The organism is Methylophilus sp. 14, from assembly GCF_015354345.1.
Lineage (GTDB): Bacteria > Pseudomonadota > Gammaproteobacteria > Burkholderiales > Methylophilaceae > Methylophilus.
Genome location: NZ_JADKYS010000005.1, coordinates 91,974 through 112,839, shown reverse-complemented (window position 1 = coordinate 112,839; position 20,866 = coordinate 91,974). Strand labels below are relative to the sequence as shown.

The 20,866-nt window shown below is 52.7% G+C and carries 15 protein-coding genes and 1 riboswitch; of the genes, 8 read left to right on the top strand and 7 right to left on the bottom strand.

The window, feature by feature from the left end; translation table 11 throughout:
* Positions 1-24: 24 nt before the first annotated feature.
* The 3 genes from INP78_RS12190 to INP78_RS12180 all read right to left on the bottom strand — a co-directional run bounded on the left by INP78_RS12190 (position 25) and on the right by INP78_RS12180 (position 5,329).
* Positions 25-1,023, bottom strand: a complete 999-nt coding sequence (locus INP78_RS12190; RefSeq protein ID WP_194742468.1) for a two-component system response regulator — start codon at positions 1,021-1,023, stop codon at positions 25-27.
* The gene (locus tag INP78_RS12185; RefSeq protein WP_194742467.1) at positions 1,020-4,724 is read right to left on the bottom strand and encodes a PAS domain S-box protein; all 3,705 of its coding nucleotides are present in this window, start codon (positions 4,722-4,724) and stop codon (positions 1,020-1,022) included. Before INP78_RS12185 ends, INP78_RS12190 begins: the two co-directional genes overlap by 4 nt.
* Before the next feature lie 194 nt (positions 4,725-4,918).
* Positions 4,919-5,329: a hypothetical protein gene (locus INP78_RS12180; protein WP_194742466.1), complete on the bottom strand. Its 411-nt coding sequence runs from the start codon at positions 5,327-5,329 to the stop codon at positions 4,919-4,921.
* Positions 5,330-5,480: 151 nt separating this feature from the next.
* Positions 5,481-5,592, top strand: a riboswitch (TPP riboswitch).
* Positions 5,593-5,624: 32 nt separating this feature from the next.
* Between INP78_RS12180 and thiC the strand changes: the two genes are divergently transcribed.
* The 4 genes from thiC (at position 5,625) to INP78_RS12160 (ending at position 10,899) form a co-directional block, all read left to right on the top strand.
* Positions 5,625-7,505 carry a phosphomethylpyrimidine synthase ThiC gene (gene thiC, locus INP78_RS12175; RefSeq protein WP_228522865.1) on the top strand — a complete coding sequence of 627 codons (1,881 nt, stop codon included), beginning with the start codon at positions 5,625-5,627 and terminating at the stop codon, positions 7,503-7,505.
* Between the two features lie 161 nt (positions 7,506-7,666).
* A complete protein-coding gene (locus INP78_RS12170) occupies positions 7,667-8,512 on the top strand; it encodes a hypothetical protein (protein ID WP_194742465.1) in 846 nt (281 codons plus the stop codon).
* 98 nt (positions 8,513-8,610) lie between these two features.
* Positions 8,611-10,263 (top strand): hypothetical protein, encoded by a 1,653-nt coding sequence (locus INP78_RS12165; RefSeq protein ID WP_194742464.1) that lies wholly within the window; start codon positions 8,611-8,613, stop codon positions 10,261-10,263.
* Between the two features lie 120 nt (positions 10,264-10,383).
* Positions 10,384-10,899 carry a hypothetical protein gene (locus INP78_RS12160; protein WP_194742463.1) on the top strand — a complete coding sequence of 172 codons (516 nt, stop codon included), beginning with the start codon at positions 10,384-10,386 and terminating at the stop codon, positions 10,897-10,899.
* A gap of 42 nt (positions 10,900-10,941) precedes the next feature.
* Here the strand turns inward: INP78_RS12160 and INP78_RS12155 are convergent, their stop codons facing one another.
* On the bottom strand, positions 10,942-11,481 hold the full coding sequence (locus INP78_RS12155; RefSeq protein WP_194742462.1) for a YaeQ family protein: 540 nt from the start codon (positions 11,479-11,481) through the stop codon (positions 10,942-10,944).
* 160 nt (positions 11,482-11,641) lie between these two features.
* On the opposite strand from INP78_RS12155, the gene INP78_RS12150 reads away from it, so the two are divergent.
* Genes INP78_RS12150 through INP78_RS12135 form a run of 4 tightly spaced genes read left to right on the top strand, consistent with a single transcriptional unit; the run spans position 11,642 to position 18,003 of the window.
* Positions 11,642-12,307 (top strand): TetR/AcrR family transcriptional regulator, encoded by a 666-nt coding sequence (locus tag INP78_RS12150; protein ID WP_228522864.1) that lies wholly within the window; start codon positions 11,642-11,644, stop codon positions 12,305-12,307.
* On the top strand, positions 12,294-13,736 hold the full coding sequence (locus tag INP78_RS12145) for an efflux transporter outer membrane subunit (RefSeq protein ID WP_194742461.1): 1,443 nt from the start codon (positions 12,294-12,296) through the stop codon (positions 13,734-13,736). The genes INP78_RS12150 and INP78_RS12145 overlap by 14 nt, the downstream gene beginning before the upstream one ends.
* Before the next feature lie 2 nt (positions 13,737-13,738).
* The gene (locus INP78_RS12140; RefSeq protein WP_228522863.1) at positions 13,739-14,929 is read left to right on the top strand and encodes an efflux RND transporter periplasmic adaptor subunit; all 1,191 of its coding nucleotides are present in this window, start codon (positions 13,739-13,741) and stop codon (positions 14,927-14,929) included.
* A 2-nt stretch (positions 14,930-14,931) separates the two neighbouring features.
* A complete protein-coding gene (locus INP78_RS12135) occupies positions 14,932-18,003 on the top strand; it encodes an efflux RND transporter permease subunit (RefSeq protein WP_194742460.1) in 3,072 nt (1,023 codons plus the stop codon).
* A 775-nt stretch (positions 18,004-18,778) separates the two neighbouring features.
* Here INP78_RS12135 and INP78_RS12130 read toward each other — a convergent pair.
* The 3 genes from INP78_RS12130 to nudB form a co-directional block, all read right to left on the bottom strand.
* Entirely contained in the window at positions 18,779-19,207 is a 429-nt protein-coding gene (locus tag INP78_RS12130) for an HIT family protein (protein ID WP_194742459.1), read from the bottom strand.
* A complete protein-coding gene (gene nadA, locus INP78_RS12125) occupies positions 19,207-20,304 on the bottom strand; it encodes a quinolinate synthase NadA (RefSeq protein ID WP_194742458.1) in 1,098 nt (365 codons plus the stop codon). Before nadA ends, INP78_RS12130 begins: the two co-directional genes overlap by 1 nt.
* A gap of 85 nt (positions 20,305-20,389) precedes the next feature.
* Positions 20,390-20,845, bottom strand: coding sequence for a dihydroneopterin triphosphate diphosphatase (gene nudB, locus INP78_RS12120; protein WP_194742457.1), 456 nt, complete (start codon positions 20,843-20,845; stop codon positions 20,390-20,392).
* Positions 20,846-20,866: the final 21 nt, after the last annotated feature.

The following is a 20,866-nucleotide window of genomic DNA, read 5'->3' as shown; positions in this document are numbered from 1 at the left end:
TATGGCAGCCCTCCCGCCAGTCACTTAATCTTCTTCAAGCCAGTTGTTGTTAATCTCTAGCAAGTCTGGCAAGCATTGCAGCATGGCATCGACGATGGCCGGGTCAAAGTGTTTGCCACGATTGGTTTCTATTTCTGCCACCGCCTGTTCTACTGGCCAGGCTTCCTTGTAAGGGCGTTTGTTGAGCAAGGCATCAAACACGTCAGCGACGGCGACGATGCGTGCCTCAATCGGAATCGCTTCCCCTTTTAAGCCGAACGGATAGCCGCTGCCATCCCATTTTTCATGGTGATAAAGCGCCACAGAGTGGGCCAGCTTGATCAGTGGTGATGTAGAGTTATCGAGGATTTTTGCACCCATTTCCGGGTGTTTTCGCATCAATGCCAGTTCTTCCTCATCCAGCTTGCCCGGTTTGAGCAACACATGGTCTGGAATGCCGATTTTGCCGATGTCATGCATGGGCGCGGCATGAATCAGTTGTTCTGAGAAGTGCGCATCCATGCCCAGTTGCAAGGCCAGCCTGCCGGAGACATGGCTCATGCGCATGACGTGCAGGCCGGTTTCATTGTCTTTAAACTCGGCGGCACGGCCCAGGCGCTGGATCAGCTCCAGGTGTGTACGTTTCAGTTCATCGATATGTACCAGCGATAAGTGCGTTTTCACGCGCGCGCGTACCAGTGCCGGTGAAATCGGTTTATTGATGTAATCCACGCCACCTACGGCAAAGCCTTCCGATTCATCCGCCTCTTCGGCCAGGGCGGTGACAAAAATCACTGGAATGGTGTTCGTTTCCGGGTCACTTTTGAGTTGCCTGCAGACCTCAAAGCCGGTCATGCCCGGCATCATCACGTCCAGCAAAATGAGGCTGGGCTTTTCTTTTTTGACCAGTTCCAGGGCATCCATGCCGTTTTTGGCAAAACTCAAGCGGTAGTTGTCCTGCAGCACCTGTTTTAATACTTTAAGGTTAAGTGGTTCATCATCCACAATCAGAATTTTTGCTTGTTGTGCGGTGTTATCCATCATGAGGAGGCCTCCTGGGTCTGGATTGCCAGTAGCTGGTCAATATGCATGGTCGCTTGCTCAAAGTCAAAGTCATTCAATAGCTGCGTAATGGTGTTTAACGCCGTGCGCCAGCTGGCCGGGGCGTGTTGAACCAGTTGGCTGACGAGCGCATCATCCAGTTCATTCATGGCGACCAGTGTCCGTAACGCTTGCAGCCAATCCAGTAATTGTCCGGCTGGCAGGGCTGTCTGGTCGGTGGCGGCGGACAGTGTTTGCTGCGAAAGCAAGGGGGTGATGGACGCATGCAGTGACTGCACGTCAGCTTGCAATTGTGCCACCAGCGCTGGGCAGGTATGCCATTGCTCCTCACTGACCTGTTCCAGGGCATGGTAGCTTTCCTGAATAGTCAATAACGCGAGATTGGCGCTCACCCCTTTATTGGCATGTGCGATTTGTTTAAGCAAGGCGTGATCTTGCGTAGCAATCGCTTGCTGGAGGGTGGTGATATGTTTGCGGGATTCTTGCACATACACATTGACTTCATGCAGGTAGGTTTGCTGGTCGCCCCATAACTGGATGCCTTTTTTCAGGTCAAAATGCGTTGTTGCAGGCATGGAGGGGCTAGTATCGGTGCTGATTGCGACCGCTTCCAGTTGCAACACGCGCTGAATTTCTGCCAGTAATAATGGCAGCTCAATCGGCTTGGACGCAAAGCCATCCATGCCAGCTTCTGCGGCGGCCAGCCGGTCTTGCTCGAGCACGCTGGCGGTCAATGCAATAATTGGCGTTCTGGCCCTGCCGGACTGTTGTTCCAGTGTGCGGATATGCATACTGGCGCTGAGGCCATCCATGACCGGCATTTGCACATCCATCAAAATCACGTCATATGGCTGGGCTTGCCAGGCGTCGACGACCTCTTGGCCGTTGCTGGCCAGGGTGAGTTGGTGACCTTGTTTTTCCAGCACAATGTTGAGCAATCTGCGGTTTTGCTCAATATCATCTGCGGCAAGAATGTTGAGCGCTGGCAAGGTGAATGCCAACGCACCGTTTTGCGCTGAACTCTCCGGCGCACTGCCTTCTGCCAGTGACAGCGTGACGGAAAAGCAGCTGCCTTTGCCAATTTTGCTGTTGGCCGTAATGCGGCCACCCATCAACTCTACCAATTGTTTACTAATGGTGGTGCCCAGGCCGGTGCCGCCAAAACGGCGGCTCATCGAGGCATCTGCCTGCGTAAAAGGCTCAAAAATCACATCCAGCCGGTCTTCATCGATCCCGATGCCGGTATCAATGATGTCAAATTGCACTTCGCCGGTGGCTGTCAGGTGCACATTGAGTTCAACATGGCCGGTTTCGGTGAATTTGATGGCATTGCCCAACAGGTTGGTCAGCACCTGGCGAATGCGGTGTTCAGCGCCGATATAGTAACCTGCTGCTTCTGGCGCTAAATTCAACTTCAGGTCCAGCTGTTTTTTGCGTGCCTGTAACCACAGGGACGAAATCAGGCCATCGACCATTTCGCGCATGGAGAAATCCAGCATCTCCAGTTCCAGCATGCCTTTTTCCAGCTTGGCACTGTCGAGAATATCATTGAGCAAATGCAGTAATGACTTGGCAGACTGGCTGATCGTCGATAAATAATTACGTTGCTCAGGCTGCATAGGCGTATCCAGCAACAACTCGCTAAAGCCAATAATCGAGTTCATGGGTGTGCGAATTTCATGACTCATGTTTGCCAGAAAGGTGCTTTTGGCATTGGCGGCCTGTTCGGCGGTTTCTTTGGCCGCCAGCATGTCCCGCTCCATTTGCTTGCGCTCGCTGATGTCCATCATAAACATCAATACCTTAACCACTTTGCCATCCACGTCACGCACCGGGCTATACGAGGCATTAATCCAGATTTGTTTGCCTGCCTTGCCATAACGTAAAAATTCGCCATGTACAAACTCACCGCGGCGCAGCGACGACCATTTTTGTTTGTAGGCATTCGTCAGCGCAAAATCAGGTGGGCAAAAAATAGAGTGATGGCGGCCCTGAATCTCTGCCAGTTGGTAGCCCAGCAGGTCAAGAAAGTGCTGGTTGGCATTGATGACAAAGCCATCAATGGTAAATTCAGCCACATTGGTGGCGTAGTTAATGGCATTCACAATGCCTTCAAATTCAGCATTCTTTTGTTTAGAGTCGGTAATATCCAGCAAGACACCGTCCATGGCATACGGGACGCCGTCTTTGTTCAACAGCGGCGAGGCGAAGGCTGAAATCCACTTTTCATGGCCGCTACGATCGGTGATCCTGAACTCGACCTCAAAGCTCTCCAAGCGTTTAATTGCCTTGACGGCAATTGGCCTTACACGCGCTATATCGTCATGGTGTATCAGGGGGGAAAATCGTTGTTGCCCACTTACAAAATCACTGGCGGGCCAGCCTGTCATTTGTAGCGCTGCGTCGCTGATCAGCAAGATATTCCATTCACCTGCCAGGCTGACACGAAAAGTCACGCCTGGGATGTTGTTCATCATAGACTGGATCTGCTGGTCTTTTTGCCGCACCGCCTCTTCAATCGCTTTGCGGTGGCTGAGGTCGGTGATAAAGCCGACGTATAAGGTTTCGTTGGCAAGTTTGACTTCACCAATCGCCAGCCTGATCGGGAACGTGCTGCCATCTTTGCGCATGGCATCGAGGTCACGGCCTTCGCCGATAATTCTTGCCTCGCCAGTTGCCTGGTAGTTTTTCAGGTAATACAGGTGGTTGGAGCTATCAGGTTCTGGCATCAGCAGCGAAATGTTTTTACCTTTCATCTCTGCCTTGGTCCAGCCAAACAGTTTTTCAACCGCGTCATTACAGGCGATCATTTCACCGGTGGTATTAATGGTGACAATGCCGTCTACTGCGGTATCCAGGATGGTCGACAAGCGCGTCTCACTGGCCTGGATGGTGGCCAGCATTTGCCGGTAGCGTATCAATGCGTTAATCGCTGTGGCGATAACGCCAATCAAAATGGTGACCAGCGTAATGCCCAGTGCCATGGTGATGGACTGGTTGTCGTCCGGGTTGAAGCCAGGTTTGGCGACTCCCAGAAAGCGCGCAGAGGCCATGCCGGTGTAGTGCATGGCGGTGATGGCGCTGCCCATGAGTACGCCGCCGAGGATGATGCTCACTTTGGGCGGGATTTTGCCTTTCTGGTTTAAGAATATGCCTGTCCACAGTGACAGCGTGGATAAGGCCACCGCGACCACGACAGACACCAGCACCCATACCAGGTCAAACTTGAGTTCCGGCTCCATACGCATGGCGAGCATGCCTATGTAATGCATGGTGCCTATACCGGCGCCGACGGCGAATCCGCCTTTAAGCAGTTTGCGGTAGTCGATCTGTGTCTCTGACATTAAGTTAAGGGCATAGTATGAGGCAAGAATACCAGGCATCATTGAGACAAGCGTTGCGTCGGGGTAGTAAGAAACCGGGGTGCAGATCTGGTAGGCCAGCATGCCAATAAAATGCATGGCCCAGATGCCAGCGCCTAATGAGACTGAGCTGGCGATGATAGAAAAGCGGCGTGACACCACAGAAGTCTGTTTTTGTGACAGGCGTGTTAATTGCAGCGCCAGAATAGACGAGCCGATGGCGACGACGGCCGACAGAACGACCAGCCAGCCATCATAGCTACCATAGAGCAGGGCGGTTGGAGCGCCTGCCCTGAAAAAGAAAATACCGTACCAATCCATGCGATTCGCCTTGTGCGTTACTGTGCTTATACTACTTCCCACCTATAGTCTAACGGCAGCAGGGCGGTGGCGAATGCCGGAATAATTGAGGATTCCGTGCTTAGTTTATGCAATGCGTGACGGCGTGAATGATTGCGATCGACACCATTGAAAAACCCTGCCGAAGCAGGGTTTGTGAGCTTGGCAACGCTTGTTTAGTGCGCACACAAGGCGTGGCAAAGCAACTGGTAGCAGATAGTCACGAAGCCAACCGTAGTAATGACAAAACTGATGGCGGAGAACACTTTCCATTTGGTTTTGCTCCAGAAGTCAGGGTCAAACGCCGCAATCACAAACACGGTAGGGTTGGTAAAGCCGCCAATCGCCACACAGACACAGGCAAAGTGGTGCAACTCTACGCCGGCTGCCTTGGCTGCACCAAAAAATCCCAGGTTAAACAATGCCATCAAGGCATAGTCGACGTGGGCCCGTATCATGGTTTTGTAGTCGACCAAAAAGTCGCCGTCTATGCCTTTGATGGGGAACCAGCGCGCAAACGTCATCAACCATGCTGACAAAATTAAAGCCATGGCGCAGGCGACTGCACCGATTAATAAAACTTCCATATGATCTCTCCTGAGTTCCTGAATTGAAATAAACCCCGTATGTTTTTGTAGTCGGGTGATGTGATTGTAGACAGGTCTGTCTATTTGTCAATGGCAGGCAGATGCAAAACTTTGTTTTGCTTGCCTTATCAGGCGTTTTCCAGCACAATTCGGCCGTTGCTAGGGGTCTGTAAGTCCTTCGTTTATTCAAGGTTTGCAGTGAGAGTTACCCTTCGAACCTGATGTGGTTGAGACCACCGTAGGGAATGCAAACCTCCATATGCATCCTTACGTCTTTTCTTTTAAGGATGCTCTAATGAATGCAATTGATAAAAATATCAAGTTCGTCAACGCTGATGCAAAAGTTGACGAAGCTGCGACCAAACCATTTGCCAAATCGCGCAAAATCTACGTTGAAGGTTCCCGCCCTGATATCCAGGTGCCATTCCGTGAAATTTCATTGAGTGATACACCGTCCAGTTTTGGTGGCGACACTAACCCGCCAGTGGTGGTTTACGATACTTCTGGTCCTTATACCGACCCAACCGTCGATATCGATATCCGTAACGGTTTGCCTGCGTTGCGCGCGCCATGGATTATGGAACGTGGCGATGTAGAACAACTGGATGGCCCGACCTCTGAATTTGGTCACCAACGCCTGGTGGATCCGCAACTGGCCGAAATGCGCTTTAACCTGCACCGCAAACCGTTGCGTGCCAAAGCTGGCCAAAACGTGAGCCAGATGCACTATGCGCGCCAGGGCATTATCACGCCTGAGATGGAGTTTATTGCCATCCGTGAAAACCAGCGCCGCGAAAACATGAGCGAGTTGCTGCAAACCCAGCATCCGGGCCAAAACTATGGTGCCAGTATTCCACCAGTGATCACGCCAGAATTCGTGCGTGACGAAGTCGCGCGTGGCCGTGCCATTATCCCCGCCAACATCAACCACCCGGAAATCGAGCCGATGATTATTGGCCGTAACTTCCTGGTCAAAATTAACGCCAATATCGGTAACTCAGCACTGGGCTCTTCTATCTCAGAAGAAGTCGAGAAAATGGTGTGGGGCACGCGTTGGGGCGGCGATACCGTGATGGATTTGTCCACCGGCAAAAACATCCACGAAACCCGTGAGTGGATTATCCGCAACTCACCGGTGCCAATTGGTACCGTGCCTATCTACCAGGCGCTAGAAAAAGTGAACGGCAAAGCAGAAGATTTAACTTGGGAAATTTTCCGCGATACGCTGATTGAGCAAGCAGAGCAGGGTGTGGACTATTTCACCATCCATGCCGGTGTGCGTTTGGCTTATATCCCGATGACCGCCAAACGTATGACCGGTATCGTGTCACGTGGTGGTTCCATCATGGCCAAATGGTGTCTGGCACACCACAAAGAGTCTTTCCTCTACACGCACTTTGAGGAAATTTGCGAAATCATGAAGCAGTACGATGTGAGTTTCTCACTGGGTGATGGCCTGCGTCCTGGTTCTATCTACGATGCTAACGACGAAGCGCAGTTTGCTGAGCTGAAAACGCTGGGTGAGCTGACGCAAATCGCCTGGAAGCACGACGTACAGTGCATGATCGAAGGCCCAGGCCACGTGCCTATGCACCTGATTAAAGAAAACATGGACCTGCAACTGGAGCACTGTGGCGAAGCCCCGTTCTACACCTTGGGCCCATTGACCACTGACATCGCGCCAGGCTATGACCATATCACTTCCGGCATCGGCGCCGCCATGATCGGCTGGTATGGCTGTGCCATGCTGTGCTATGTAACACCAAAAGAGCATTTGGGCTTGCCGGATAAAGAAGACGTACGCGTGGGTATCATCACCTACAAGATCGCAGCACATGCGGCGGATTTGGCCAAAGGCCACCCAGGTGCGCAGATTCGTGACAACGCATTGAGTAAAGCCCGTTTCGAATTCCGTTGGGAAGACCAGTTCAACCTCGGCCTGGACCCGGAAAAAGCCAAGGAATTCCACGACGAAACCTTGCCACAAGAAGGCGCCAAACAAGCACATTTCTGCTCCATGTGCGGCCCGCATTTCTGTTCGATGAAAATTACGCAAGACGTGCGTGACTATGCGGATAAATTAGGCGTAGACGAACAGGCTGCATTGCAAAAGGGCATGCAGGAAAAAGCGATTGAGTTCGTGAAAAAGGGTAGCGAAGTGTATCAGAAGGTGTAATGCCTGATTCATGCCCCTAAAAAGCCAGCAGCGATGCTGGCTTTTTACTGTGTGGCGTGCAACAGACACTCTGCTCGGCGCCGCTTGCAAACGCTGCCAGAAGTAGCCGCCGCCGTCACAACAGTGTTAAGGTATGTCTGTCTGTGTAAAAGAGGTGTGCCATGGCATTGTTAGACGATGTATTAAAAGAGTTGCCTACCTACTTGGGCAAATTTACCCGCCTGCTGATGCAGCCATCGCAATTGGTGCATGACCACCTCAATACGGATGACCCGAATGCACTGTTGGAGCAATCGATTGCCTTTTTGCTGCTTTCTTTCACCATTGCGCTGGTGCTGGCCGTGGTGTTTCCTGAAATGACCAACCCGGTGCAACTGGCGACCGATGAGGCTGGCATGGCCGCTCATGCATTTGCCGCCATACGGTTGTTGTTTGAGTTGTTGGGCTTGTCGGCACTGGCTTACCTGGCGGCCAAAGTGGCCGGTGTGCAAAGCGGCTTTCAGCGCTTTTTTGGCCTGATGTGCGCGGCCTGCGGCGTCATGCTGGTGATACAGGTATTTGCCGCTTCGCTCACCAATATCAGCCTGGCCGACCCGGTCACTGCAAAAGCATGGATACAGTTGGAAAAAGGCATGGCGACGCTGAAACCTTTGATTGAGCAAAACGTGCTTTGCGCAACCGATGCCAGCAGTGGTGAAGTGCGGCCAAACGCTGCCTTGGGTGCACAGTTTCAAACACAACTAACAGCCTTGCAGGCGATTTACATGCAGGTAACCGACAGGCCATTATTTAAGTTGGCCGCAGGCCTGCAGTTACTGGCAGGGCTGATTCTGCTGATCTGGTCAGCCCGGTTATGGGCGATGTATCTCAAAGGCCATGCACTCAGTACGGGTAAGCTGATATTGGCGACGGTATTGCTTGTTGTATTCACAGGGGCGGGCACGCTGGTGTACGAACTGGTGAATGCGGGGCGCACCATGATGGACTTGTATCGACATTGCGGCTAAATTATTTGGCGGGTATTTGCGGCGCTTATTCTCTGATTCTGTATTGCCAATCCGCGCTATAGTCCACATTCCAAGCAAGCGGCTAAAGGGCATCCATCATGGCGGACAACCTGCAAAGCAGTATCGTAAGAGATTTTCGACAAACACTGTTGTGGCCGATACAGTTGATGACCGATCACAGTGCGGGCGCCGTGCACCGTCCCTGGCAGCTACTCAAAGCCGCGCCTGATTCGCCATGGGTCGAGATACAAGACGAGTTTTTGCAGGATTCGCCGCATCTGAGTGAAACCAGATATCAGGAATTCGTCACCTTTTTACCATTTGCCCAGCGTTTTTTATACGGCGAAGGCAAGCATGGCCGCGAGTCTGGCGGCTATGGTGAGTCGCCCATTCATATTTTTACCCGCAGTGATATTAGCCAGGTGCGCATTACGCTGCATGGCGAGGCGGAGCCGCTCATCTTGCGCGTCTCCCATGTCGAGTTGTATTTCTTCTTTGATATTGATGTGGCCATGCTGGCATTTGAAGTGACGGGCAAAGACCTGCCACTCAAGTCGGCCATGGAGGTAATGTACCGCCTGGGCCGCACCTATCCTAATTACTGGGATGACACTGGCGAGGGCGGGCATTGTGCGCAATTGATTGAATGGCTGGATCAGCAAGGACAAGTCATTGCGCGTTCAGATTACGAAGACAAGGCGCGCTACCTGGCCTATGTGAAAGAAAACCATGTGCCCTGCGTGTCCTTGCACTGGCTGGCGTTGTTGCATCCGTTGGTGCCGCATTACTCCGGTCAGCAGGGCGAGCTACGCTACCGTGAAATTGAATATCAGCGCATGCCGCTGATGGCTTATTTGTCGTTTGACGATGTGAGCCAGCTGAGTCGTGGTGACCTGATCCGGCTAGGCCTGGTCTGCCAGCCATGGCATTCGGAAACCCTGCCGTTTACCGAGCACTTCTTGCAGGAGTTCGAAAAGAATAATTGCTATGACCGCTATTGGGACGAAGCCCGGCAAGACCCGTGGAGCACTACCCGCATCATGTGTACCGGGCAAAACTTTGTTGTCGTTGGCAGCCACCAGCACCGCGTGTTTACCAATGAGCGCACAGGCATCAAGCGTCATTACCAGAACCAGTATTTCCTGCTGTTTTTAATCGCACATTTCCAGAAAGCGGCTTTGCTCATGTTGTCAGACCGCATGGTGCAGGCCATCAGTCGCCTGGATATCCAAAGTGAAGACTCGGTTAAAAATTTCCGTAACCGTATCCGCAATGCTACCGCCGTGTTTTTACGTTTTACCCATCGCTACTGGTTTGAAAATGTGTCTGACCAGGCCGTGGCCAAAGACCTGTTTACACTGATGCTGAAGCAACTGGATTCCGTCAGCCTGTTTGAAAAAACCCGGCGCCGCATTATGGATATGGCCGAGTATTTGGAGGGCGAAGAAATCAAGCGCCAGGCGGATACGGTTGTTCGCCTCACAGTTGTGACCATTTTAGGCCTGATCGGCACCATGACAACCGGTTTACTAGGCATGAATTTGATTGACCTCACACAAGCCAGCACGATGGAGAAGCTGGCGTATTTTTCCATCGTGTTTGTCCCGGTCAGTTTGCTCACGTTTTACACGGTGATTAAATCCCGGCGCTTATCCTTGTTTCTCGATGCGCTCTCCAACGAAGGCGCTGGTTTGCGCTATAAGCTGGCCAAGTTGCGCAGTGTCTGGGTTGGTAAGCTGGATGACAGATAAATCTTGCGTTATTGGTGGCAAGGCCGTCCAGCACAACAGGTGTTAAAAAGTGAATCTTTGCGTTTAAACACTATCAAAACTCTACCAGCGAACGACTGGCAATATTGATAGGAGAACGACATGAGACGCAGGCTCTATTTTGTTTTACCCAATATTAGAAGTGCACAAGCGATGATGAATGAGTTGCTGCTGGAGAGAATTGATGAAGATCACATTCACTTTCATGCAAAAAATGAACAGGCCCTGGGTAACTTGCCCAAAGCCAACGCAGTAGAAAAGTCTGATGTGGTTTACAGTGCGCTGGCGGGGTTTGTGTTTGGTGCCGTGTTCGGCTTGTTAGGCGGCATGCTGGCGTATTTGGTGCCCTGGTGGTTTGGCGAGGTCACGCTCATGGTGATCCCGTATTGCATGGTGTTGGGCGCGCTTTCATGTGCAGCCTGGGCCGCTGCGGTGGCGACGGCCGCACCTAGTTACCGTATCAAATCATATTATGCCCAAATTGAGCAGGGCAATATTTTGATGATCGTCTCTGTGCCTTTGCGTAGATTGAGCGAGGTGCGCCAGCGGTTAATGCGGCATCATCCGGAAGCCATGTACAGTGGGGTCTGGCCAGCAGAACACCGGCTCTTTCCTTAAACGGCCCTCATATGAAAAAAGCCAGCAATGCTGGCTTTTTGTTTAACTGGCTTCTTTTAACCATACCGGGCTGATTTCAAAACTACCGCCCTCATAACTTACCAATATCTGCCGGTCTTGAATGGTGAAGCTGATGGTAAGCCCTCTCGCAGCGGCGGCAGCTAATTGCTCAGTCTCGGGCAGGTTAATCACCGTGACATTGTCGAGCTTGAGTACCGCTTTATGGTTCTGCTCCCACCACATGTCCGCCGTCCTGCCGCCATACAGCACTTGCACTACCTGCGCTGAGCGGCCACAGGCTTTGCGGATGTCGCGCTCATCAGGCAAGCCTACGCAAATCCAGCGCTCAATCGCACCGGTCAGGTCTTTTTGCCAGAGATCAGGTTCGTCGTCTTCGCTCAAGCCCTTGCCAAACAGCAGCGACTCATCGGCATATAGCGCGAAGGCCAGCAGGCGCACCATCAGGCGCTCATCTGTCTCTGAAGGGTGTTTGGCCAGTGTGAGGTGATGTTGCTGGTAATAATGCCGATCCATATCGGCAATATTGACGTCTATCTTATAAATGGTGGATTTAAGGGCCATGCCTGTGCAGTGCAGTCTGAATTAAAAGTGCTGCGAGTATAGCAAACCTGCGCGCGAACATGGCGCGTCGCGTGCATGTATCTGCCGGGTTACAACAAATCGCTTGCTAGTTTGACAAAGTGGCAGGTAAAATAAAAATGAAACGTTTTATTTTTATTTTATGTTAGAACCTGTACAAGTGAAAACCAAAGTCGGTCGCCCCAAGTCAGGGACTGAGCAAGAGCGCCATGTATTGTTGCTGGAGCAGGCGCTGGAGCTGTTTATGACTGAGGGCGTGGCGCAAACCAGTGTGGCACATATTGCCTCTGTGTGCGGCGTGTCTACGCGGACGATTTATGAGCGCTTTAGCAATAAATATGAGTTGCTGATTGCAGCCATGCGGCACATGGTGGAGCAGGATGTGTCTGCCATGTTTAAGGTAGAGGATTTGCACAACAAGTCATTACAGCAGGTGCTGACCGATATTGGCCGCTTCGCACTCAATCGTGTGATGGAGCCACGCATGCTGTCTTTTTTCCGTATCGGCATTGCCGAGGCGTCGCATATCCCCGAGCTATCACGTGCAATGAAAACCGTCGGCCCGCAGCGCATCCACCAGATGCTGGCCGATATTTTCCGTTTTTATGCGGCGCAAGGCGTGCTACCAACGCAAGATTTTATGCGGGCAGCGGAGTCGTATTGTGAGTTGCTGATTGCGACCCCTCGGACCAAGGCACTGTTTGGGGTGCTCGAGCCGGACTGGGATGCCGAGGCACATCTGGCATTTGTGGTGAGTTTGTTTTTACGTGGATTAGAAGGAATGGAGCCAGTTCATGCAGCGTCATAAACACTGGGCCTGGCTATTACTGTGTTTGCCACTGGCAAGCTGTTCGGTGATTGATGAATATATTCGACCCAAACCTGTGATTGCCGAGCAATGGCAGGCGCCTTTGCCACACAGTGGGAATGTCGCCGCATTAAAAGATTGGTGGGCACAATTCAAAGATCCGGTGCTTGACCAGTTATTGGCCGAGTCGCAAAAAGAAAGTCCTTCGCTGGAAATCGCACTGGCCAATATCCGTGTGGCGCGTGCCAATGTATTGTCGGCGCGAGCACAAGGCATTCCTGATTTAACCAGCACAGGCAGCGTCACCAAGAGTAAAGGCGGTGGTGGTAATGCGGCTTTCCCATCCAGCACGATTGAAATTGACTCCGTGTCGCTGGATGCCAGCTGGGAGGTTGACCTGTTTGGCAAGGTGAAAGCGGCCAAGCAGGCGGCCAAAGCCCAGCTTGAGTCGAAAAAAATTGCCTGGCATGACGCACGCCTGACGCTGGCGGCAGAAGTGGCCAATAACTATGTGAATTATCGTGCCTGCCAGGCTTCAGTGCAGGCATTGCAGCAGGCTTATGATTCGCGTGCCGAGACCGCGCGTTTGACAGGCATTTCAGCCAAGGCTGGTTTCTCTGCTCCGTCTGACCTGGCGCTGGCAGAGGCAGCGACGCGCGCCAGTGAGTCTACGCTCGATGGTCAGCAGGCAGAGTGTGATGGTTTAATCAAAGCATTGGTTGAGCTGACGAATATGCCAGAACCGGCGTTGCGCGATGCTTTAGCCAAAGGCAAAGGCATGCCAGAACCGGCGATGTTTGATGTCAGTGCGCTGCCTGCAAACTTGCTCACCCGTCGCCCGGACCTGGCGGTAGATGAACGCAACTTGGCCGAAGCCAGTGCCAATATTGGCGTCTCTAAAGCACAAATGTACCCCAGCTTGACGTTGACCGGTTCGATTGGCTACCGCCGTACCAATTTTAACGGCATGGTGACGCGTACAGATTCCTGGTCTTATGGCCCCTCGCTCAAATTGCCTATTTTTGATGGCGGCACCTTGCGTGCAGACCTCGCCGAGGCGCGGGCTAACTTTGACAGCTTGCTCGCGACTTACAAACAAGACGTGCGAACTGCCGTCAAAGAAGTCGAGCAGGCACTGGTTAACCTGGACAGCGCCACGCGACGTGCACAATCTGAGCAGGCCAGTGCGCAGCAATACCAGCAATATTTTAAAGCGGCTGAAATTAACTGGAAATCCGGCGGTCTGGATCTGCTGTCGCTGGAAGATGCGCGCCGCCAGAAAATCAACGCTGAACTCAATGTGATTACGCAGCAAAAGAACCGGGTCTTGCAGTGGATCGCCTTGTATAAGGCATTTGGTGGCGACTGGCTAGAAACACAGGCTACCCAGCAGGCTGGCAAACCTCTGAAGCCCATGGAAAAAAGGTAAGCATGATGGCAAAAAAACTGACAAAAAAAACAACATTTCTCATTATTTCTGCGTTACTGGTGGGGGTGAGCGTGTGGTTCTGGCAACACCCTTTGCACCAGGCTGAGCTGGCAGAAAAACGCGGTAACCGTCAACCGGCCGCCACGCCGACGGCTAGCCCAGCCACACAGGCGCCGGCCTCTAAAGCTGCTTTGAGTGTAGAGGTGACGCAGCCCGCGGTGGTGCAATGGCCGATGACGCTGGTGCTTAACGGCAGCATTTATCCTTGGCAAGAAGCGCTGGTGAGTGCAGAAATCTCTGGATTGCGTATTCAGCAAGTGTTGTCCGATGTGGGGGCGCAAGTGAGCAAAGGCCAGGCCTTGGTCATGCTGGCCGATGAAACAGTCAAAGCCGATTTGCAAAAACAGCTAGCGACTGTTGAAAAAGACAAAGCGGCCCTGGCAGAGGCCAAAAGCAATGCAGACCGTGCACGTGAAATTAAAGATAGCGGTGCCTTGTCGGCCCAGAAAATTAATGAATACCTGATTGCCGAGCAAACTTCGAAAGCAAACCTGGCATTGTCTGAGGCTGAGCTGGAAAACCAGAGAATCCGTTTACGCCAGACCAAAGTGGTGGCGCCGGATGATGGGGTGATTTCGTCACGCTCGGCCAACCTGGGCAATGTGGTGTCCTCTGGAACCGAGTTGTTTCGGCTGGTGCGCCAAGGCCGGATTGAATGGCGCGGGGAGGTGAATGCCGATCAGCAAACGGCGTTACGTGCCGGACAACAAGTACGTTTAACCTTGTCTGGCGGCAACGCGGTGACAGGCAAGGTGCGCCTGATTTCGCCGACGGTGGATAACAATACGCGCAATGCGCTGGTGTATGTGGATATTCCTAAAGACAGCGCCAAGCCGGGCATGTATGTGCAGGGACAAGTGGATATTGGTCAGCAGCAAGGCTTGGCCGTGCCATTAAGTGCTGTGACTTATCGCGATGGCTTTGCCTATGTGTTTGAGTTAACGGCAGCGGATGCCCAAGGATTGCGCAAAGTGGTTCAGCGCAAGGTACAAACCGGCCGCACGCGTGGCGAACAAATTGAGTTACTGGGCAACCTGAATGCAAACGCCCAATTGGTGCTGAGTGGTGGCGCATTTTTAAACGATGGCGACACTGTGCAAGTGGTCACCTTGAGCAAGCGTAGCGGGGCGTAAGTATGAATTTTTCGGCCTGGTCTATCCGTAACCCGGTTCCGGCGATTTTGCTGTTTGTGGTGCTGAGCTTTCTCGGCCTGAAATCGCTCAATCAGTTAGGCAAACAAAACTTTCCTGATATTGAATTGCCGGTCATCACCGTGAGCGCGGCGTTGGAAGGTGCGGCGCCGCCGCAGCTGGAGACCGAAGTGGCGCGCAAGATTGAAGACAAAATTGCGACCATCGGCGGCATTGAGCATATGACCACCACCATCACTGATGGTAGTGTCAGCATTGCCGTGCAGTTCACCATTGATACCAAAAGTGAAGAAGCACTCAACCTGGTACGCAATGCAGTGGATAGTGCACGTTCCGAGTTGCCTGCCGCCGTGACGACGCCCACCGTGTCCAAAGTCACAACCTCTGGCAACGCCATTCTCACCTTTGTCGCCTCGGCCGATAATATGGACGAGGGCGAACTGTCCTGGTTTGTCGATAACGAAGTCAGCAAGGCCATGCTGGCCGTCAATGGGGTCGGCAAAATCACACGTACTGGCGGGGTAGACCGCGAAGTGCAGGTCAACCTGGATCCGACCTTGATGGCCGGACTGGATGTGGATGTCAGTGATGTGTCGGCACAGCTCAAGCGCGTGCAGCAAGATGCCTCTGGTGGCCGTGGCGATATTGGCGACAATATCCAGTCTGTGCGCACCTTGGGGGCCTTGCACAGTGCAGACGAAGTGCGCAATCTTGATATTCCGCTCGGCGATGGCCGTCATATCAAGTTGTCACAAGTGGCCGAGGTGCTGGATACCTATGCCGAGCGCACCACCTATGCCAGTTATGATGGCAAGCCGGTGATCCGTTTTGAAATCACGCGCAGCAAAGGCACCAGCGAAGTCACCGTGGCTAAAGATGTGCGTGAGGCGTTGCAAAAGTTTGAACAATTACACCCGCAGGTCAATATTGTCGAAGCGTTTAACATGGTCAAGCCGGTAGAAGATAACTACGAAGGCTCCATGCACCTGCTGTATGAAGGCGCGCTGCTGGCGATTTTGGTGGTGTGGTGGTTCCTGCGCGACTGGCGTGCCACCATTATTGCGGCTGTGGCCTTGCCATTGTCCATGATTCCTACCTTTGCCTTTATGCAGTACTTTGGTTTTTCACTCAATGTGCTGACCTTGCTGGCCATGGCCTTGGTGGTGGGTATTCTGGTCGATGACGCCATTGTGGAGATTGAGAATATTGTGCGCCATTTGCGCATGGGCAAAACACCTTATCAGGCGGCGATGGAAGCCGCTGATGAAATCGGGTTTGCCGTGATTGCGACGACATTTACCCTTGTGGCGATTTTTCTGCCAACGGCCTTTATGGGCGGCATTCCGGGTAAGTTTTTTAAACAGTTTGGCATCACCGCGGCTATCGCTATTCTGGGGTCATTAGTGGTGGCGCGCTTGTTAACGCCCATGATGTCCGCCTACCTGCTCAAACCGCATGCGGCTAAAGAGGAAGAGGACTCCTCTTCCATGCGTGTCTATTTGCGCTGGGTAGGCTGGTGCTTGCAACACCGCAAAACCGTGGTGGCAGGATTCATCTTGTTTATTATTGGCTCGTTGAGCCTGATGCCGCTGTTGCCTAAAGGCTTTGTGCCCTCTTCTGACAGCAGTCAGACCAAGGTCAATATTGAGTTGCAGCCAGGCACGCCGTTGGCGCAAACGCGGCATGTGGTGCAGATGGCCGAACAGATCGTCAAGCAACATCCTGAAGTGAAAGCGGTATTTAGCGCAGCAGGCTCTGCCAGCACGGGCGGCGGCGGGCCAAATGCGTCACAAAATACGACTGATGTACGTAAAGGCAGTTTGGTGATCAGCCTCACTGACCGTAGCGAGCGCAAACAAAAGCAATCCGAGATTGAAGCGGACTTGCGCGAACGCTTGAAAAACCTGCCCGGCGCGCGCGTGACTGTCGGTATCGGCGAATCCGGCGAGAAGCTGCAAATTACCCTGGCCAGCGATGATGCCAATGCTTTAACCAGTGCCAGCCAGCAATTGCAACAGCAATTGCGCACCTTGAAGGGCGTCGGAAATATTACTTCCAGCGCCAGCTTACAACGGCCAGAGGTACAGATTATCCCAGATGTCGACAAAGCTGCCGAACTGGGTGTGACGGTGGAGTCCATTGCGCAAGTGATTCGTGTGGCGACCTCGGGCGACTTTACCAACACCATGCCTAAATTGAACTTGCCGCAGCGCCAGGTACCGATTCGTGTGCGTCTGGGGCCTAGTGTACGTACCAGTTTGCAGGAAATTGCACAATTGCGTGTGCCTTCACGCAACGGTAGCGTCAGCCTGGAAACCGTCGCCACTGTGCGCATGGGCAGCGGTCCGCAGCAAATCGACCGTATGGACCGCATGCGCAATGTCACCTTTGATATTGAGCTCAACAAGCGCCAGATCGGCGAGGTTATGCGCGAAGTGCAGCAACTGCCTGCCATGCAAAACCTGCCGCCTAGCGTGAAGCAGCTTGAGGCTGGTGACGCCAAACGTATGAATGAATTGTTCAGCAGCTTTGGCGGCGCCATGATTATCGGCGTCATGTGCATCTATGTCGTGCTGGTATTACTGTTTGGCGACTTCTTGCAGCCAGTGACGATTCTGGGTGCGTTGCCGCTGTCATTAGGTGGCGCTTTCTTCGCCTTGTTGGTGACGCATAACAGCTTCTCCATGCCAAGTGTGATTGGCCTGTTGATGCTGATGGGCGTGGTGACCAAAAACTCCATTTTGCTGGTGGAATACACCATCATGGCGCGTAAAGAGCGTCAATTGAGCCGATTTGACGCCATTATCGACGGCTGCCATAAGCGCGCCCGGCCGATTATCATGACCACCATTGCCATGGCGGCCGGCATGATGCCGATTGCCTTGGGCTGGAGTGCCGACCCCAGTTTCCGTTCACCGATGGCGATTACGGTGATTGGTGGCTTGATAACCTCGACTTTGCTAAGCCTGGTGGTGATTCCGGTGTTGTATACCTATGTGGATGATTTGCTGGGGTGGTTGAGAAGGCTGGCGCGATTGGCACGCAAGCATGTTTAATGTTTGTAGGCGTCATCATTAAGGTAAAACAAGGCGTGCTGAGAGGTGCGCCTTTTTTGTATGCGTCATTCCGGCGTAGGCCGGAATCCAGGCAAGGTGAGATAGTCGTAAAGGTTGTTCTTTAGATTATTCGTTGTAGGGTGGGTATGTATGCCCACGCGGGTTTTGTGGTTGTTTGTTGGGTTGCTTTTCGCTTTTTCAGCGAGTTACTTTTCTTTGCTTGCACAAAGAACAAGTAACCAAAAGAAATGCACCCCAGCTTCCGCTTGTATCCTGTGCTACTCGGCTTGCCGGGCGGCCATCGAAACTCAACCTGGCAGCTCACACAAAGCGTGAGCTGCTGCGGGATTCGGACAGCCGATGACCGAAATCCCCCGCCAATCCTGTGTTGCTCGGCGCGTCAGATGGGGACCCCGAACACCTACTGAGCGCAGCGGTTTGTGATTTTAAGAAGTGAATCTGGCTTTTAAAACTTCCCAATTTAGGCAGTGTCAGTTTGGCGAGAATAATCCCATCCCATCACGCTGAGTAGCGGAGACAAAATAAGAGTAGAGGGAGCGACTGTCCGAATCCCGCGGTGGGCTGCGGGCTTTGCAGCCCGCTAGGTTGAGTTTCGTGACCGCTTATTTTGTTGAGCAACGCAAGGAAGCCGCAGGCCGTGATGGCTGGGTGCCCTCTTCTTTGGTTACTTTCTGAGGGGCAAGCATCAGAAAGTGACTCGCCTAGAGGCGAAAGAAGGTTATCGAATTAACAACAGAATTTGAGATTAAGTAGATCAGGACTTCAGCGCACATTCCACACGCTCAATCACTATCTTTTGCAACTGATCCCTGACTGCAGCACTCAGTGGCTGCCCCTCGGAATCCCGCACAGGCTCTCCCCAGTGACTATTCGGAAAGTGCTTGTCACTCTCGAATCTGGGTAGTACATGCCAATGCATATGCGGTGTTTTATTACCCAGGCTTGCCAGGTTGATTTTGTCCGGTTGAATCACTTCACGCATGGCGCTTTCTACTGCAAACACCACTTTCATCGTGCGGGCACGATCAGCGGGGGGCAGGTCGGTCATTTCTTTGACGTGCGCCAGTAATTCAACGCGGCAATAGGCAGGATAATCGGCGTCGTGCAGTAATACCACGCGGCAGAAGTCGTCCTGCCACAGCAGGTCGTGTGGCGTTGGGAGGCAGAGTGCGCAGTCACTCATTAAGAGACTGCCAGCATTCTGTCCAGGGTCAGTTTGGCCAGTTTAGCTTCGTGTTCTGGCACTTTGATCTGGTTGACCACATTGCCTTCGGCCAGGTTTTCCAGGCACCAGGCCAGGTGTTGCGGGTCGATACGCGCCATGGTTGAGCATTCGCACACCACATGGCTCATAAATTGCACCAGTTTGTTTTGTGGTTTCATTTCTTCAGCCAGGCGGGTGACCAGATTGAGTTCGGTGCCCACCAGCCACTTGGTACCAGGCTCGGCTTCGCTGACAGTGCGCAGGATATATTCGGTTGAGCCGACGTAGTCTGAGTTGATGCAGACTTCGAATGCCGTTTCAGGATGCGAAATCACTTTGCCGTCCGGATGTTGGGCGCGGAACTGGTCGATATTCTGTTTGCGGAACATTTGGTGTACCGAGCAGTGGCCTTTCCATAACAGGATTTTGGCATCCCTGATTTGTTGCTCGGTGAGACCGCCCATGGGCAGGTCTGGGTCCCATACGGGCATTTGCTCGAGTGGGATGCCCATTTTGTGGCCGCTCCAGCGCCCCAGGTGCTGGTCAGGGAAGAACAGGATTTTTTCGCGCTGGCTAAAACCCCATTCGAGGATTTTAGGTGCGTTGGTACTGGTGCACACGATGCCACCATGTTCGCCGCAGAAGGCTTTTAAATCGGCTGCCGAGTTAATGTAGGTGACCGGTGTGATGGTTTCATCAAAGTTGAGCACTTTGTTCAACTCACGGTAGCTGCGCTCTACCTTGGCCAGGTTGGCCATGTCTGCCATCGAGCAACCAGCCGCCAGGTCTGGCAATACGACGATTTGTTCGGGGCGGCTCAGGATGTCAGCTACTTCGGCCATAAAATGCACGCCGAGGAAGACGATGTATTCGGCATCCAGGCTGTCGCAATATTTGGACAGCTTGAGTGAGTCGCCGGAGTAATCTGCATGGCGGTAGACGCTTTCATGCTGGTAATGGTGACCTAAAATGACCAGGCGTTTGCCCAGTTTCTTGCGGGCAGCCAGAATACGCGCCTGACAGTCGTCGTCTTGCGCGGCTTGAAATTTCTCAAATTGGATGGTGGCAGTTTGCATGCTTTCCAGACATCGGGCCAAGCCCGGCTTTCACAAAAATCATATTTTACAACCGATTAGGATTTATCCCAATTAAAGCGGTTGCTCATAAACTAAGATGGTGGTGCTCCCCTAGTTTTTTCAAGGCGTCGACATTGGTCCAGCTGAATACTTTTTTAGCCGCCTCCCGCCAGTCTACCCATTCGTAGCGGGTATGCTCGTCTGGCGCTAGCGTGACGGGCAGGGTGGCTGGCAAGCAGAGCCCAAACAGGTGCTCGGTGTTTTCTGTCACCCCGGGGGCGTAGCGGTAACGCCAGTGCGGGTAAATCTCATAGAGATTACTGGTTTGCCAATCCTGAAAGTCGTAAGCCAGCGCATTGAGGCCGGTCTCTTCTTTCACTTCGCGAATCGCTGCGTCATAGGGTGTTTCACCTTCTTCTATGCTGCCGGTGACTGATTGCCAGAAGCCTGCTTTGTCCGCGCGCTCGAGCAGCAGTACTTGCAAATCCGGGGTGTGAATCAAAATCAGGGCTGAAACGGGAATCTTGTAGGGGTGTGTCATACAAATATTGTCTATAAATGC

Bases quoted from the DNA above. Each gene is read 5' to 3' on its own strand.
- INP78_RS12150 (WP_228522864.1), top strand. From the start codon at position 11,642: ATGTTAGAACCTGTACAAGTGAAAACCAAAGTCGGTCGCCCCAAGTCA.
- INP78_RS12190 (WP_194742468.1), bottom strand. From the start codon at position 1,023: ATGATGGATAACACCGCACAACAAGCAAAAATTCTGATTGTGGATGAT.
- INP78_RS12165 (WP_194742464.1), top strand. From the start codon at position 8,611: ATGGCGGACAACCTGCAAAGCAGTATCGTAAGAGATTTTCGACAAACA.
- INP78_RS12155 (WP_194742462.1), bottom strand. From the start codon at position 11,481: ATGGCCCTTAAATCCACCATTTATAAGATAGACGTCAATATTGCCGAT.
- INP78_RS12145 (WP_194742461.1), top strand. From the start codon at position 12,294: ATGCAGCGTCATAAACACTGGGCCTGGCTATTACTGTGTTTGCCACTG.
- INP78_RS12130 (WP_194742459.1), bottom strand. From the start codon at position 19,207: ATGAGTGACTGCGCACTCTGCCTCCCAACGCCACACGACCTGCTGTGG.
- INP78_RS12170 (WP_194742465.1), top strand. From the start codon at position 7,667: ATGGCATTGTTAGACGATGTATTAAAAGAGTTGCCTACCTACTTGGGC.
- INP78_RS12135 (WP_194742460.1), top strand. From the start codon at position 14,932: ATGAATTTTTCGGCCTGGTCTATCCGTAACCCGGTTCCGGCGATTTTG.
- nadA (WP_194742458.1), bottom strand. From the start codon at position 20,304: ATGCAAACTGCCACCATCCAATTTGAGAAATTTCAAGCCGCGCAAGAC.
- INP78_RS12140 (WP_228522863.1), top strand. From the start codon at position 13,739: ATGATGGCAAAAAAACTGACAAAAAAAACAACATTTCTCATTATTTCT.
- INP78_RS12180 (WP_194742466.1), bottom strand. From the start codon at position 5,329: ATGGAAGTTTTATTAATCGGTGCAGTCGCCTGCGCCATGGCTTTAATT.
- INP78_RS12160 (WP_194742463.1), top strand. From the start codon at position 10,384: ATGAGACGCAGGCTCTATTTTGTTTTACCCAATATTAGAAGTGCACAA.
- nudB (WP_194742457.1), bottom strand. From the start codon at position 20,845: ATGACACACCCCTACAAGATTCCCGTTTCAGCCCTGATTTTGATTCAC.
- thiC (WP_228522865.1), top strand. From the start codon at position 5,625: ATGAATGCAATTGATAAAAATATCAAGTTCGTCAACGCTGATGCAAAA.
- INP78_RS12185 (WP_194742467.1), bottom strand. From the start codon at position 4,724: ATGGATTGGTACGGTATTTTCTTTTTCAGGGCAGGCGCTCCAACCGCC.